General features: G+C 64.2%; 10 protein-coding genes. 3 read left to right on the forward strand and 7 right to left on the reverse strand.

The window, feature by feature from the left end; translation table 11 throughout:
• Positions 1-48: 48 nt before the first annotated feature.
• Positions 49-624, forward strand: coding sequence for a putative metalloprotease CJM1_0395 family protein (locus PQU89_RS06085; protein ID WP_272765071.1), 576 nt, complete (start codon positions 49-51; stop codon positions 622-624).
• Here PQU89_RS06085 and PQU89_RS06090 read toward each other — a convergent pair.
• Both PQU89_RS06090 and PQU89_RS06095 read right to left on the reverse strand, forming a co-directional pair.
• Positions 608-1,069 carry a methyltransferase family protein gene (locus tag PQU89_RS06090; protein ID WP_272765072.1) on the reverse strand — a complete coding sequence of 154 codons (462 nt, stop codon included), beginning with the start codon at positions 1,067-1,069 and terminating at the stop codon, positions 608-610. The genes PQU89_RS06085 and PQU89_RS06090 overlap by 17 nt on opposite strands.
• Positions 1,066-3,333, reverse strand: coding sequence for a heavy metal translocating P-type ATPase (locus PQU89_RS06095; RefSeq protein ID WP_272765073.1), 2,268 nt, complete (start codon positions 3,331-3,333; stop codon positions 1,066-1,068). The genes PQU89_RS06090 and PQU89_RS06095 overlap by 4 nt, the downstream gene beginning before the upstream one ends.
• An 89-nt stretch (positions 3,334-3,422) precedes the next feature.
• Here PQU89_RS06095 and cadR point away from each other — a divergent pair, with 89 nt between their 5' ends.
• Positions 3,423-3,875, forward strand: coding sequence for a Cd(II)/Pb(II)-responsive transcriptional regulator (cadR, locus tag PQU89_RS06100; protein ID WP_272765074.1), 453 nt, complete (start codon positions 3,423-3,425; stop codon positions 3,873-3,875).
• 993 nt (positions 3,876-4,868) lie between these two features.
• Positions 4,869-5,759 carry a LysR family transcriptional regulator gene (locus tag PQU89_RS06105; protein ID WP_047966797.1) on the forward strand — a complete coding sequence of 297 codons (891 nt, stop codon included), beginning with the start codon at positions 4,869-4,871 and terminating at the stop codon, positions 5,757-5,759.
• A gap of 181 nt (positions 5,760-5,940) precedes the next feature.
• Here PQU89_RS06105 and sucD read toward each other — a convergent pair whose 3' ends face one another.
• The 5 genes from sucD to PQU89_RS06130 form a co-directional block, all read right to left on the reverse strand.
• Complete coding sequence (sucD, locus tag PQU89_RS06110; protein ID WP_189354411.1) at positions 5,941-6,825, reverse strand: succinate--CoA ligase subunit alpha; 885 nt, start codon at positions 6,823-6,825, stop codon at positions 5,941-5,943.
• A gap of 27 nt (positions 6,826-6,852) precedes the next feature.
• Positions 6,853-8,022: an ADP-forming succinate--CoA ligase subunit beta gene (sucC, locus tag PQU89_RS06115; RefSeq protein WP_272765075.1), complete on the reverse strand. Its 1,170-nt coding sequence runs from the start codon at positions 8,020-8,022 to the stop codon at positions 6,853-6,855.
• A gap of 115 nt (positions 8,023-8,137) precedes the next feature.
• Entirely contained in the window at positions 8,138-9,571 is a 1,434-nt protein-coding gene (gene lpdA, locus PQU89_RS06120; protein WP_272765076.1) for a dihydrolipoyl dehydrogenase, read from the reverse strand.
• 81 nt (positions 9,572-9,652) lie between these two features.
• Positions 9,653-10,867, reverse strand: coding sequence for a 2-oxoglutarate dehydrogenase complex dihydrolipoyllysine-residue succinyltransferase (odhB, locus tag PQU89_RS06125; RefSeq protein ID WP_272765077.1), 1,215 nt, complete (start codon positions 10,865-10,867; stop codon positions 9,653-9,655).
• Between the two features lie 50 nt (positions 10,868-10,917).
• Entirely contained in the window at positions 10,918-13,746 is a 2,829-nt protein-coding gene (locus PQU89_RS06130; protein ID WP_272765078.1) for a 2-oxoglutarate dehydrogenase E1 component, read from the reverse strand.
• Positions 13,747-13,797 lie beyond the last annotated feature (51 nt).

Genomic DNA, 13,797 nt, shown 5'->3' on the forward strand with positions numbered 1-13,797 from the left:
GGCTGTTTTCTATACTGCAAGCCGGTCTCCATCTGGCGGGCAGCGCTCATGGACATTTCCGGCTCCGGCATCCCCTATTCGGCAAGCAGCCTCGCCCGCCACGCGGCGGGTTGTCCGTGCCCGGCCTGCCAGCGCCAGGCTACGACCGTTGCGGCCAACGTTGGCCGCAACCGCGCCGGCGAGCCCTTGAGCCGCGCCGAACAGCAGCAGCTCAGCCGGCTGCAACAGCGCGACGACGAGGTCCGCCGCCACGAGCAGGCGCATCTGGCCGCCAGCGGCGGGCTGGCGCGCGGCGGCGCCAGCTACCAGTACCAGACCGGGCCGGACGGCAAGCGCTACGCCGTCGGCGGCGAGGTCAGCATCGAGGTCAGCCCCGGCCGCACCCCGCAGCAGACGCTGGACAAGGCGCGCACCATCCGCAACGCGGCGCTGGCACCGGCGCAGCCGTCGGCACAAGATCTCGCCGTCGCGCAGCAGGCCGCCCGCATGGCACAGCAGGCCGAGCTACAGCTGCGGGCCAGCGAGTCCGCCACCGGCGGCAGTTCGCAACAGGCCAGGCTGCAACGCGCCTACCGCGCCGACGAGCCGCTGCCCAGCGGGCTGCTGCTCAGCACCAGCGCCTGACGCGGCGGCAATAGGCGGCATACTCCTCGCCGAAATGCGCCGCCAGCGCCCGCTCCTCCGGCGCGATCTGGAAACGGTTCAGCCACAGCACGAACAGCAGCGGCCCCAGCAGCGCCGGCCACTGCTGCAGCCACCACGCCCAGGCCAGCAACAGGCACAGCATGCCCAGATACATCGGATTACGGCTGACACGATAGAAGCCGCTGACCACCAGTGCCGAGCTGTTTTGCGGCGTTAGCGGATTGACGGTGGTGTGCTGGCGCACGAAGGCCAGCACCGCGCTGCCGTCCAGCAGCACGGCCAGCACCAGCAGCAGCCAGAGCGGCCACGACAGCGCCGGCGGCGGCGGCCAGCCAGCGCGCCACCACGTCAGCGCCGCCATCAGCGCGGTACACATCAGCCCGACCAGTGGCGGCGGGATACGGCACTCCAGCCAGCGCATCATGGTGTCACCTCCTCATGTTTGTCGCCCAGCCGCGCCCGCGCCAGGCGCAGGCCGTTGCCGATCACCAGCAGGCTGGCGCCGACATCGGCGAACACCGCCATCCACAGTGTGGCGACCCCGGCCAGCGCCAGCACGAAGAACAGCAGCTTGACCGCCAGCGCGATCACGATATTGGCGCGCAGCACCGCCATGCTGCGCCGTGCGTGGGCAAACAGCAGCGGCAGCTTGTCGAGACGGTCGTCCATCAGCGCTACCTGCGCCGTCTCCAGCGCGGTATCCGATCCGGCCGCGCCCATCGCAATCCCCAGCTCGGCCTGCGCCAGCGCCGGCGCGTCGTTGACGCCGTCGCCGACCATCGCCACCGAGCCGTGGCGCTGCGCGGCGGCCAAGCTTTGCAGCTTGTCGTCCGGCAACAGCCCGCCGTGCGCCTCGTCCAGCTTCAGTTCGGCGGCGACGCGGCGCACCACCGCCGGCTGGTCGCCGGACAGCATCAGCACGCGCAGCCCCTGCGCCTGCAGCGCGGCCATGGTGTACCCGGCCTGTGGCCGCAGCGTGTCATTGACGTGCAGCAGCGCCAGTAGCACACCATCGGCCAGCAACAACAAGTAGCCCTCGCCCTGCGCCTCCAGCGGCGCCAGCAACGCGTCCAGTTGTGCCGCCGCCACGCCCTGTGCCAGCGCCAGACGGCGATTGCCCAGCGCCAGACGCCGACCACCGACGCAACCCAGCATGCCCTGCCCCGGCAACTCCGTCACCGCGCCCTGCAGCACGGCGGCGGCAGCCGCGCGCTGGCACACCGCCCGCGCCAGCGGATGGGTGGAGTGCTGCTCCAGCGCCGCCGCCAGCGCCAGCACCGTCACCTCGTCGTGGCCGTCGGCCAGCGGCTCGACACGCGTCACCGCCACCGTGCCGCTGGTGAGGGTGCCAGTCTTGTCCAGCGCCACGGTGCGGATGCGCGCGGCGGCCTCCAGCGCGGCACCGCCCTTGATCAGCATGCCGTGGCGCGCGGCGGCGGCCAGCGCCGACACCAGCGTCACCGGGGTGGCGATCACCAGCGCGCAGGGGCAGGCGATCACCAGCAGCACCAACGCCTTGTACAGCGCCGCCTGCCAGCCCAGCAGCCCCAGCATCGGCAGCGCCACCGCCAGCAGCACGGCCAGCGCCACCACCAGCGGCGTGTAACGCGCGGCGAAGCGGTCGATGAAGCGCTGCGTCGGCGCCTTGCCGGCCTGCGCCTCGCGCACGCTGCGGATAATGCGCGCCAGCACGCTGCCGTCGGCCGGCGCGGTGACGCGCAGCTGCACCAGTGCACCGCCATTGATGGCGCCGGCGAACACCGCGTCGCCCGGCCCCTTGTCCAGCGGCAGGCTCTCGCCGGTGATCGGCGCCTCGTTGAACTGGCTGTGGCCGGCGCTGATCTCGCCATCCAGCGGTACCCGCTCGCCGGGGCGCACGCGCACGATGCGGCCAACCTTGACCGTCGCCACCGCCACCTCCTGCCAGCCACCGTCCTGCTGCACCCAGGCGGTTTCCGGCCGCAGCGCCATCAGCGCCTTCACCGCGTCGCCGGCGCGCGCCAGCGCCCGCGCCTCCAGCTTTTCCGACAGTGCGAACAGGAACAGCACCATCGCCGCTTCCGGCCACTGCCCCAGCAGCATCGCGCCGAGCACCGCCAGGCTCATCAGGAAATAGATGTTCAGCGTCGCCGTCTTCAGCGCGAACCAACCCTTGCGCGCCGTACTGCGCCCGGCCAGCAGCATGGACGGCACCGCGCAGGCCACCACCGGCAAGCTGGCGTCGCCGGCGCCGCCGAAGGCCAGCGCCTCGGCCAGCACCGCCAAGCCGCCGGCCAGCCAAAGCTGCCAGCCGGCCTGTCCGCGCGCGGTTGCGGCGGCGGGGCTGGCGCTCTCGTGCCGCGTGGCGGGCATGCCGATCGCGGACAGCGCCACCAGCACCTCGGTCTCCACCACACCGTCGTGGTACAGCGTCACCGTGCGCTCGATGTAGTTGAAGGACAGGTCGTTGACGCCGGCCAGCGGCCGCAGCACCTTGGCGATCAGCTGGCCCTCGGTCGGGCAGTCCATCGCCGGGATCGCCAGTTGCAGGCGGGTGCCGTCAGCGTTGGCCGGCGGCGGCGTCTCGTCATGGGCTGCATGATCGTGGCCCGTGTGATCGTGACCGCTGTGATCGTGGCCGGCGTGTTCCGGCGTGGCGCAGGATACGGCCGCGCCGGCATCGGGCTGGTGCTTGCAACAAGAGGACATGGCGGGCTCCCGCAGATTTCATTCGTGTATTGCACACCCTGTAGCTACTATAGGGTCAAACACGAATTGATGATGGCGGGAGCAGGCTGATGCAAATCGGGGAATTGGCCAGACAGACTGGCTGCGAGGTGGAAACCATCCGCTACTACGAGCGCGAGGGGCTGCTACCGGCACCGGCGCGCAGCGCCAGCGGTTATCGCCGCTACGAACCGGGCCACGTCGAGCAGCTCAACTTCATCCGCCACTGCCGCTCGCTGGGCATGTCGCTGGCCGACATCCGCCAGCTGGCCGACTACCACCAGCATCCGGCACCGGAGCCGTGCGACCGCGTCAATGCGCTGATCGACGACCAGATCCGCCGCGTGCACAGCCAGATCGAGACGCTGCAACAGCTGGAGCAGCAGTTGCTGGCCTTGCGCGGGCGCTGCCACAGTCCGCACACGCTGGCCGATTGCGGCATCCTGAAGACGCTGGAAGACGCCTCCAGCGGCGAGCCCTGCGTCTGCCATCCGCCGGCGACGGACAAAAAAATAGCCGGCTAAAAAGCCGGCCTAACAACGCTCGTAAGGGGAATCCAAGGAATAAACCTCGTACACAATCCCCGGATGTACGAGGCATCAGTCAATTCTGATTCAGCACTCGGCTGATGCCTTTCAGCGATATCGCTACCACTGATCACAACCTGTCACTGGCGGCGCGAGCCGGGAGGAGAATCCGTTCTGCAGCCTGGATGCCAGCGGTCGGTTGTCGTTACGAGCCACAACACAACACAGAGAGTGAGTGCAGTATACGCAGGCGTTAGTCATTCCATAAATGAATTAAAATTATCAAAATCATTCCAATATGGAATCAAACAACGGCAGGCAAAAAAATAGCCGGCTAAGTAGCCGGCCTAACATGCTCGTAAGGGGAATCCAAGGAATAAACCTCGTACACAATCCCCGGATGTACGAGGCATCAGTCAATTCTGATTCAGCACTCGGCTGATGCCTTTCAGCGGTATCGCTACCACTGTCACAACCTGTCACTGGCGGCGCGAGTCGGGAGGAGAATCCGTTCTGCAGCCTGGGTGCCAGCGGTCGGTTGTCGTTACGAGCCACAACACAACACAGAGAGTGAGTGCAGTATAAGCAGGCGTTATCCATTCCGGAAATGAATTAAAATTATCAAAATCATTCCAATACGGAATCAATAAACGGCAGGCAAAAAAATAGCCGGCTAAGTAGCCGGCCTAACATACTCGTAAGGGGAATCCAAGGAATAAACCTCGTACACAATCCCCGGATGTACGAGGCATCAGTCAATTCTGATTCAGCACTCGGCTGATGCCTTTCAGCGGTATCGCTACCACTGTCACAACCTGTCACTGGCGGCGCGAGTCGGGAGGAGAATCCGTTCTGCAGCCTGGATGCCAGCGCTCGGTTGTCGTTACGAGCCACAACACAACACAGAGAGTGATTGCAGTATAGGGAGCGCCCGTCCATTCTGGAAATGAATTAAAATTATCAAATCAATTCCATTAAAGAATAGTCAAGATGGACATCAAGGCGCTGCGTTACTTTACCGAGCTGGTGCGCCAGCAGAACTTCACCCGCGCAGCCGAGGCGCTGTTTGTCACCCAGCCCACCATCAGCAAGATGGTGAAACAGCTGGAGGACGAGATCGGCAGCCCGCTGCTGATCCGCGAAGGCAAGAGCTTTCACCTCACCGACGCCGGGCGCGTGGTGTACCAGCGTGGCCAGGACGTGCTGGCGGCACAGCTACGCCTCAACAGCCAGCTGGCGGAACTGGCGGAGCTGGCGCGCGGCGAGCTGGTGGTCGGCCTGCCGCCGATGACCGGCGGCGCCTTCTTCGCGCCGGTGGTCGGCGCCTTCCGCGACCGCTATCCCAATGTCGAGCTGAAGATGGTGGAAGACGGCGCCCGCGCCATCGAAAGCAGCGTGCGCAACGGCCTGCTGGAAATCGGCGCCGCGGTGCTGCCGGTGGACAACAGCGTGTTCGAAAGCCTGAGCCTGGTACGCGACCGGCTGTGCCTGATCGCCCCCACCGGCAGCCCGTGGCACGGCATGAGCAGCGTTACCCTGCTCGATATCGCCGACCGGCCGCTGGTGTTCTATCCGGAGGACTTCTCGCTCAGCGCGCGCATCACCGACGCCTTCCGCCTGCTCGGCAAGAGCGTGCACATCGCCGGGCGCAGTGCGCACTGGGACTTCATCGCCGCGATGGTGGAGGCGCGGCTCGGCATCGCGCTGCTGCCGGAGGTGGTCGCCAGCCACCTGGAGCCGCACCGCTTCGATGTGGTGCCGGTCGACGAGGAGCGCATCATGTGGCACATCGGCCTGATCTGGAAGAAGGACAGCTACCTGTCGCACGCCGCCCGCGCCTGGATCACGCTGACCCGCGAAATCCTGCTGCCGGGACACTGAGCCGCGCACCGCAGCCGGCCCACGGACATCGCAAGGTTGGCCGCAAGGCATGCGGCCAACCTTGCTGTCGCAACACGAGCGCGCCCGCGCCGCACCATAGTCACCGCGCCTTTTCCACGACACAATGAAAAACGCCACCGCGAACGGTGGCGTTGTGCTTGGATCAGGCAGTCTTGACGACTTAGATCATGCCCTTGCTTTTCAGCAGTTCGAACATGGTCTTGCCGATTTCGGCCGGGCTGCGAGTGTAGGCGATGCCTGCCTGCTCGAAAGCCTTGAACTTCTCTTCGGCAGTACCCTTGCCGCCGGAGATGATGGCACCAGCGTGGCCCATGCGCTTGCCTTTAGGGGCAGTCACACCGGCGATGTAACCAACAACCGGCTTGGTCACGTAAGCTTTGGCGAATTCGGCCGCTTCTTCTTCTGCGGAGCCGCCGATTTCACCGATCATCACGATGGCGTCGGTATCCGGATCGTCCTGGAACAGTTTCAGCGCGTCGATGTGGCTGGTGCCCGGGATCGGGTCGCCGCCGATACCGATGCAGGTCGACTGGCCCAGACCCAGTGCGGTGGTTTGTGCCACGGCTTCGTAAGTCAGGGTGCCGGAACGGGACACGATACCGATGCGGCCCGGGTTGTGGATGTGCCACGGCATGATGCCGATCTTGCACTCGCCCGGAGTGATGATGCCTGGGCAGTTAGGGCCGATCAGGCGGATGCCGGCTTCGTCGACGGCTTTCTTCACGTACAGCATGTCCAGAGTCGGCACGCCTTCGGTGATGCACACGATCAGCTTCACGCCGGAATCGATGGCTTCCAGAATGGAATCCTTGGCGAAAGCTGCCGGTACGTAGATGACCGAGGCATCAGCCTGGGTCTGGCGTACGGCGTCTTTCATGGTGTTGAACACCGGCAGGCCCAGGTGCTCGGAACCGCCCTTGCCCGGAGTCACGCCACCGACAACCTTGGTGCCGACTTTCAGCGCCTGTTCGGCGTGGAAAGTACCGTTCTTGCCGGTGAAGCCTTGCACCAGCACTTTCGTATCTTTGTTTACCAATACGCTCATTTTGAAATCCTTATGCGGTGCAGGTGATTAAAGCGCGGCAACGGCAGCAACGATCTTCTCGGCTGCGTCGTTCAGGCCTTGGGCGGAGGTCAGTTTCAGACCGGATTCGTCCAGGATCTTGGCGCCCAGTTCGGCGTTGTTGCCTTCCAGGCGGACAACGACAGGAACGGTCACGTTCACTTCTTTAACGGCAGCGATAATCGCTTCGGCGATCATGTCGCAACGAACGATACCGCCGAAGATGTTGATCAGCACGCCCTTGACCGAGGTATCGGCCAGGATCAGCTTGAACGCTTCGATCACGCGCTCTTTGGTCGCGCCGCCGCCCACGTCCAGGAAGTTGGCCGGTTGGCCGCCTTTCAGCTTGATGATGTCCATGGTGGCCATCGCCAGGCCAGCGCCGTTCACCATGCAGCCGATGTTGCCTTCCAGAGCCACGTAGTTCAGGTCGAACTCGGAAGCTTTCACTTCGCGCTCGTTTTCCTGCGACTTGTCGCGCTGTGCCAGCAGCTCAGGGTGACGGTACAGGGCGTTGGAGTCGAGGTTGATCTTGCCGTCGACGCAGGCCAGTTCGCCGTTTTCACGCAGTGCCAGCGGGTTCACTTCGAACAGCGCGAAATCGTTTTCAACGAAGGCATCGTAAGCGCCCAGCATCAGCTTGCTGAACTCGGCGATCTGCTTGCCGGACAGGCCCAGGGCGAACGCGCAATCGCGTGCCTGGAACGGCTGCATGCCGACCAGCGGATCCACTTCCACCTTGATGATTTTTTCCGGGGTTTCTTCCGCTACTTTTTCGATTTCCACGCCGCCTTCGGTGGAAACCATGAACACCACGCGCTGGGAGCCACGGTCAACCACGGCGCCCAGGTACAGTTCACGCTGCACCGGGTACATGTCTTCGCAGACCAGTACGCTGTTTACCGGCTGGCCGGCGGCGTCGGTCTGGTAGGTCACCAGGTTGGTACCGATCAGGCGCAGAGCTTCGGCAGCGGCTTCTTCGCGGCTTTTCACCACTTTCACGCCACCGGCCTTACCACGGCCACCGGCGTGGACCTGGGCCTTAACAACGGCAAATTTGCCGCCCAGAGTGTCGTAAGCAGCAGCGGCTTCTTCTGGCGTGTTCGCCAGGATGCCCTTTTGCACCGGCAGGCCGTACTTGGCCAGCAGCTCTTTCGCTTGGTATTCGTGCAGGTTCATTGAGTTTCCTTTCGGTTGGATAGTCGGCAAGCCTTGCGGCCAACCTTGCTATGCCTGTAATTCTGCGATTGTACCGCCCGCGGTGCGGGCGGTCTTGTTTAATCGTGCAGCTTGCTTAGCCGTGCAGCGCGCGCTTGTCGGCAGCCAGCGCTGCCTCGTGCACCACTTCGGACAGGCTTGGATGGGCGTGGACAATGCGGGCCAGGTCTTCGCTGGCCGCCTTGAACTCCATCGACACCACGCCTTCGGTCACCAGCTCGGACACCATCGGGCCGATCATGTGCAGGCCGAGGATGCGGTCGGTCTTGGCGCAGGCCAGGAGCTTGACGGTGCCCTGTGCCTGACCCAGACCCAGCGCGCGACCGTTGGCCGCAAAGCCGGAAGTGCCCTTCTTGTACTCGATGCCTTCGGCCTTGAGTTGCTCTTCGGTCTTGCCGACCCAGGCGATTTCCGGCGAGGTGTAGATCACCCACGGAATCACGCCGAAGTCCACGTGCGGCTTCTGGCCGGCGATACGCTCGGCCACCGCCACGCCCTCTTCCGACGCCTTGTGCGCCAGCATCGGGCCACGCACCACGTCGCCGATCGCCCACACGTTCGGCAGGTTGGTCTGGCAGTGGTCATCGACCACCACGAAGCCGCGCTCGTCCAGCTGCAGGCCGACGGTTTCGGCGCCGAGGCCAGCCGTGTGAGGCAGGCGGCCGATGGACACGATCAGCTTGTCGAACTCGGCCTTCACGGCTTCGCCGTTCAGCTCGTAGTTCACGGTCACGCCCTTGTCGCCCTTGACGATCTCGCCGATCTTCACGCCCAGCTTGATGTCGAGACCGGTATCCTTGGTCAGCGTCTTGAACGCTTCCTTGGCGATCTGCTGGTCGGCAGCGGCGAGGAAGGTCGGCATCGCTTCGAGGATGGTGACGTCGGCGCCGAGGCGCTTCCATACCGAACCCATTTCCAGGCCGATCACGCCGGCGCCGATCACGCCCAGGCGGGCCGGCACTTCTGCCAGCGCCAGCGCGCCTTCGTTGTCCAGCACGATCTGGTTGTCGGTCGGCAGGCCCGGCAGCTGACGCGGACTGGAGCCGGTTGCCACGATCACGTGCGTGGCTTCCAGGGTGTCGACCACGGCACCGTTGTCGGTCACTTCGATGACCCACTTCTCGCCCTGGCGGCCTTTCAGGCTACCCAGACCGTGCACGTTGGCCACCTTGTTTTTCTTGAACAGGAAGGCGATGCCGCCGGCATTCTTGGTAATGATGTCGTTCTTGCGCGCCAGCATCTTGGCCACGTCCATCTGGGCGCCGTCGACGCTGATGCCGTGCTTCTGGAAGTCGTGCTGTACCGCGTGGAAGTTTTCCGACGACTGCAGCAGCGCCTTGGACGGAATACAACCGACGTTCAGGCAGGTACCACCCAGCGAAGGCTTGCCTTCCGGGTTCTTGGTGGCGTCCACGCAAGCGGTGCTGAAACCCAGCTGGGCAGCACGGATGGCGGCGACGTAGCCGCCTGGGCCGCCACCGATGACCACCACGTCAAACTGTTGACTCATGATTGTTCCTTGTATTCATTGCGGCCAACCTCGCAAGGTTGGCCGCAACCGGGAAAGCGGGACCAGCCGTCCCGGACAGGCTTACAGGTCGAGGATCAGACGGGCCGGATCTTCGATCGCATCCTTGATCGCCACCAGCGACAGTACCGCTTCGCGGCCGTCGATGATGCGGTGGTCGTAGGACTGCGCCAGGTACATCATCGGACGGATCACGATCTGGCCGTTTTCCACTACCGCACGCTCTTTGGTCGCGTGCATGCCGAGGATGGCGGACTGTGGCGGGTTGATGATCGGGGTCGACATCATCGAGCCGAAGGTACCGCCGTTGGAGATGGTGTAGGTACCGCCGGTCAGCTCTTCCACGGTCAGCTTGCCTTCCTGCGCACGCTTGCCGAATTCGGCGATCTGCTTCTCGATGTCGGCCAGCGACAGCTGGTCGGCGTTGCGGATCACCGGCACGACCAGACCACGCGGGCTGCCAACGGCGACGCCGATGTCGAAGTAGCCGTGATAGATGATGTCGTTGCCGTCAACCGAGGCGTTCACGATCGGGAATTTCTTCAGCGCGGCTACCGCGGCCTTGACGAAGAAGCCCATGAAGCCCAGCTTCACGCCGTGCTCTTTCTCGAACTTGTCCTTGTACTTGGCGCGCAGGTCCATCAGCGGCTTCATGTTCACTTCGTTGAAAGTGGTCAGAATCGCGTTGGTCTGCTGCGATTGCAGCAGGCGCTCGGCCACGCGCTGGCGCAGGCGGGACATCGCCACGCGCTGCTCCGGACGGCCGGAAGCATCGGCAGCAACCGGTGGCAGCGGAGCTACCGGCTTGGCAGCAGCGGCGGCAGCCGGTTTGGCGGCGGCAGCGGCCACGTCTTCTTTCAGGATGCGACCGTCACGACCGGAGCCGGCCACGCCAGCCAGGTCCACGCCGCTTTCGGCAGCCAGCTTGGCAGCCGACGGCATCGCCGCGCCACCTGGCGCTGCAGCCTGTACCGGTGCTGCGGCAACCGGGGCCGGGGCAGCTGCTGCTGCGGCCGGTGCGGCATCGCCGGCGGTGGCCGCGGTGTCGATGCGGGCGATCAGCTGACCGGAAACCACGGTCGCGCCATCCTGCTCGATGATTTCGACGATCACGCCGGCCAGTGGTGCCGGCAGTTCCAGCACGACCTTGTCGGTCTCCAGATCGATCAGGTTTTCGTCACGGGCAACTGCCTGACCGACACTCTTGTGCCAGGACATCAGGGTGGCTTCGGAAACCGATTCCGGCAACTGCGGCACTTTCACTTCGATAATGGCCATGTTCTTCTCCGTTTTGGGGCGGCTGGCAGCCGCCCTTTGTTCTACAGGTGTTATTTGTTAACCGACATGGCTTCTTCGATGAAGCCCTTCAGTTGCGCAACGTGCTTGCTCATGTAACCCACGGCCGGCGATGCCGACGACGGACGACCGGCAAACAGCAGGGTCTGCTTGGCGCCCAGCAGCGCCTCCAGACGGTGGCGGATCTGGTACCAGGCGCCCTGGTTGCGTGGCTCTTCCTGAACCCACATGATTTCCTTCACGTGGGAGAAGCGTGCCAGCTCGGCCTGCAGCTGTTCGGTCGGGAACGGATACAGCTGTTCGACGCGGATGATCGCCACTTCGCTGTCCAGCTCGCGTTCCTTGCGGCCGTTGACCAGATCATAGTAGACCTGACCGGAACACAGGATCACGCGCTTCACTGCCTTGGCGTCGCTGATGCCGGCATCGCCGATCACCGGACGGAAGCTGTGGGAAGTGAAGTCTTCCAGCGGGCTCATCGCATCCTTGTAGCGCAGCAGGCGCTTGGACAGGAAGATCACCAGCGGCTTGCGGAACGGACGCAGTACTTGGCGGCGCAGCACATGGAACATCTGGCTGGCTTCGGACGGCATCACGATCTGCATATTGTGCTCGGCGCACAGCTGCAGCCAGCGTTCCAGACGTGCGGAGGAGTGCTCCGGACCCTGACCATCGTAGCCATGCGGCAGGATGGTGGTCAGGCCGCACAGACGGCCCCACTTGGTTTCGCCGGAGGAGATGAACTGGTCGATCGCGACCTGGGCGCCGTTGGCGAAGTCGCCGAACTGCGCTTCCCAGATCACCAGCTGGTCCGGTGCCGAGCAGGCGTAGCCGTACTCGTAGGCCAGCACCGCTTCTTCGTTCAGGATCGAGTCGATCACCAGGAAGTCGGCCTGGTTGTCCGACATATTGCGCAGCGGCACGTAGGTGCCCTGGTCCCAGCGCTCGCGATTCTGGTCGTGCACGACGGCATGACGGTGCGAGAAGGTACCGCGACCGGAGTCTTCACCGGAGATGCGCACGCCGTAACCGTTGGTCACTAGGCTTGCGTAGGCCAGCGTTTCGGCCATGCCCCAGTCCATCGCCTGCTCGCCGGCAGCCATCGCGCGACGGGCATCCTGCACCCGCTTCACGGTCGGGTGCAGCTTGTAGTTTTCCGGTACCGAGGTGAACTTCTCGGCCAGACGCTGGATGTCGGCGTGCGGCAGCGAGGTGTCGGTCGGGTGTGCCCAGTGGGTGCCCTGGTACTGCGACCAGTCCAGCGCGTGTTCGCGGCGGTAGTTGGACAGCACGGTCTGCTCGACGTGTTCGCCCTTGTCCAGCGCGTCGCGGTAGGCCTGGATGAAGTTGTCAGCCTCGGCGGCAGTCAGCACGCCTTCGCCAACCAGGCGCTCGGCGTACATCGCGCGCACGCCGCCGTGCTTGGCGATCTTCTTGTACATCATCGGCTGGGTCAGGAACGGGTCATCGCCCTCGTTGTGGCCCAGTTTGCGGTAGCAGACGAGGTCGATGACCACGTCCTTGTTGAACTTCATGCGGAAGTCCAGCGCCGCCTGCATCACGTAGCACACCGCTTCCGGATCGTCGCCGTTGACGTGGAAGATCGGCGCTTCGATCATCTTCGCCACGTCGGTACAGTACAGCGTGGAACGCATGTCACGGGTATCGGAGGTGGTGAAGCCGACCTGGTTGTTGATCACGATGTGCAGCGTGCCGCCGGTACCGTAACCGCGCGTCTGCGACAGGTTGAAGGTGCCCTGGTTGACGCCGAGACCGGCAAAGGCGGAGTCACCGTGGATCAGCACCGGTACCGCGGCCTTGCGCTCGCTGTCCTTGCGGCGATCCTGGCGTGCCCGCACCGAACCCTCGACCACCGGGTTGACGATCTCGAGGTGCGACGGGTTGAACGCCAGCGACACGTGCATCGGGCCGTTGGCGGTCGGGATGTCGGAGGAGAAGCCCATGTGGTACTTCACGTCGCCGGAGGCCAGCTCCTGCGCCGCCTTGCCTTCGAACTCGGCGAACAGGTCGCGCGGCTGCTTGCCCAGGGTGTTGACCAGCACGTTCAGGCGGCCACGGTGGGCCATGCCGATGATCAGCTCTTCCACGCCGACCGAAGTGGCGTTCTGGATCAGGTGGTCCAGCGCGGCGATGGCGGATTCGCCACCTTCCAGCGAGAAACGCTTCTGGCCGACGTACTTGGTGTGCAGGTAGCGCTCCAGCGTTTCGGCAGCGGTGATCTGCTTGAAGATGCGCTTTTTCTTGTCGGCGTTGTAGTGCGGGGTCGACAGATCACCCTCGAAGCGCTTCTGTACCCAGTGCTTTTCTTCGGAGTTGGTGATGTGCATGTACTCAACGCCGATATTGCCGCAGTAGGTCTGCTTCAGACGGGCAATGATCTCGGACAGCGGCAGCTTTTGCGGGGCCACCAGCGAGCCGACATTGAAGTGCACCGCCATGTCGGCATCGGTCAGGCCGTGAGTGGCGTGATCCAGCTCGCGCAGCGTCGCCTGGTCCATGCGCTTCAGCGGGTCGAGGTTGGCCTGGCGCGAACCCAGTACGCGGTAGGCCGAGATCAGCTTCAGCACCGCCACCTGTTTCTGCATCGACTCCCAGTCGGTCGCGGCGCTGCTGCGCGGTGCTACCGGCGGACGCTTGGCCAGCTGGATGAAGGATTCCTGGATCGGCTGGTGAGCGACATCACGGTCGGCAGCACCAGGCGCGGTAGAAAGCTTGTCGAAGTAGTCCCGCCATTCCTGCGAAACGACTGTCGGATCAGCGAGGTACTGCTCGTAGAGATCCTCGATGAACGGTGCATTCCCACCAAACAGGTAGGAATGACTGTACATGGATTGCATCATTATTCGACCCTTTTGTCTGCGTTGCTGCTTTGCAAAAACCGTTTTGACAAA

Source organism: Vogesella indigofera (assembly GCF_028548395.1).
GTDB classification, from domain to species: domain Bacteria; phylum Pseudomonadota; class Gammaproteobacteria; order Burkholderiales; family Chromobacteriaceae; genus Vogesella; species Vogesella indigofera_A.

What these genes read in the sequence shown, in the direction of transcription:
- PQU89_RS06085 (WP_272765071.1), top strand. Translation starts at nt 49, where the DNA reads ATGGACATTTCCGGCTCCGGCATCCCCTATTCGGCAAGCAGCCTCGCC.
- PQU89_RS06090 (WP_272765072.1), bottom strand. Translation starts at nt 1,069, where the DNA reads ATGATGCGCTGGCTGGAGTGCCGTATCCCGCCGCCACTGGTCGGGCTG.
- PQU89_RS06095 (WP_272765073.1), bottom strand. Translation starts at nt 3,333, where the DNA reads ATGTCCTCTTGTTGCAAGCACCAGCCCGATGCCGGCGCGGCCGTATCC.
- cadR (WP_272765074.1), top strand. Translation starts at nt 3,423, where the DNA reads ATGCAAATCGGGGAATTGGCCAGACAGACTGGCTGCGAGGTGGAAACC.
- PQU89_RS06105 (WP_047966797.1), top strand. Translation starts at nt 4,869, where the DNA reads ATGGACATCAAGGCGCTGCGTTACTTTACCGAGCTGGTGCGCCAGCAG.
- sucD (WP_189354411.1), bottom strand. Translation starts at nt 6,825, where the DNA reads ATGAGCGTATTGGTAAACAAAGATACGAAAGTGCTGGTGCAAGGCTTC.
- sucC (WP_272765075.1), bottom strand. Translation starts at nt 8,022, where the DNA reads ATGAACCTGCACGAATACCAAGCGAAAGAGCTGCTGGCCAAGTACGGC.
- lpdA (WP_272765076.1), bottom strand. Translation starts at nt 9,571, where the DNA reads ATGAGTCAACAGTTTGACGTGGTGGTCATCGGTGGCGGCCCAGGCGGC.
- odhB (WP_272765077.1), bottom strand. Translation starts at nt 10,867, where the DNA reads ATGGCCATTATCGAAGTGAAAGTGCCGCAGTTGCCGGAATCGGTTTCC.
- PQU89_RS06130 (WP_272765078.1), bottom strand. Translation starts at nt 13,746, where the DNA reads ATGATGCAATCCATGTACAGTCATTCCTACCTGTTTGGTGGGAATGCA.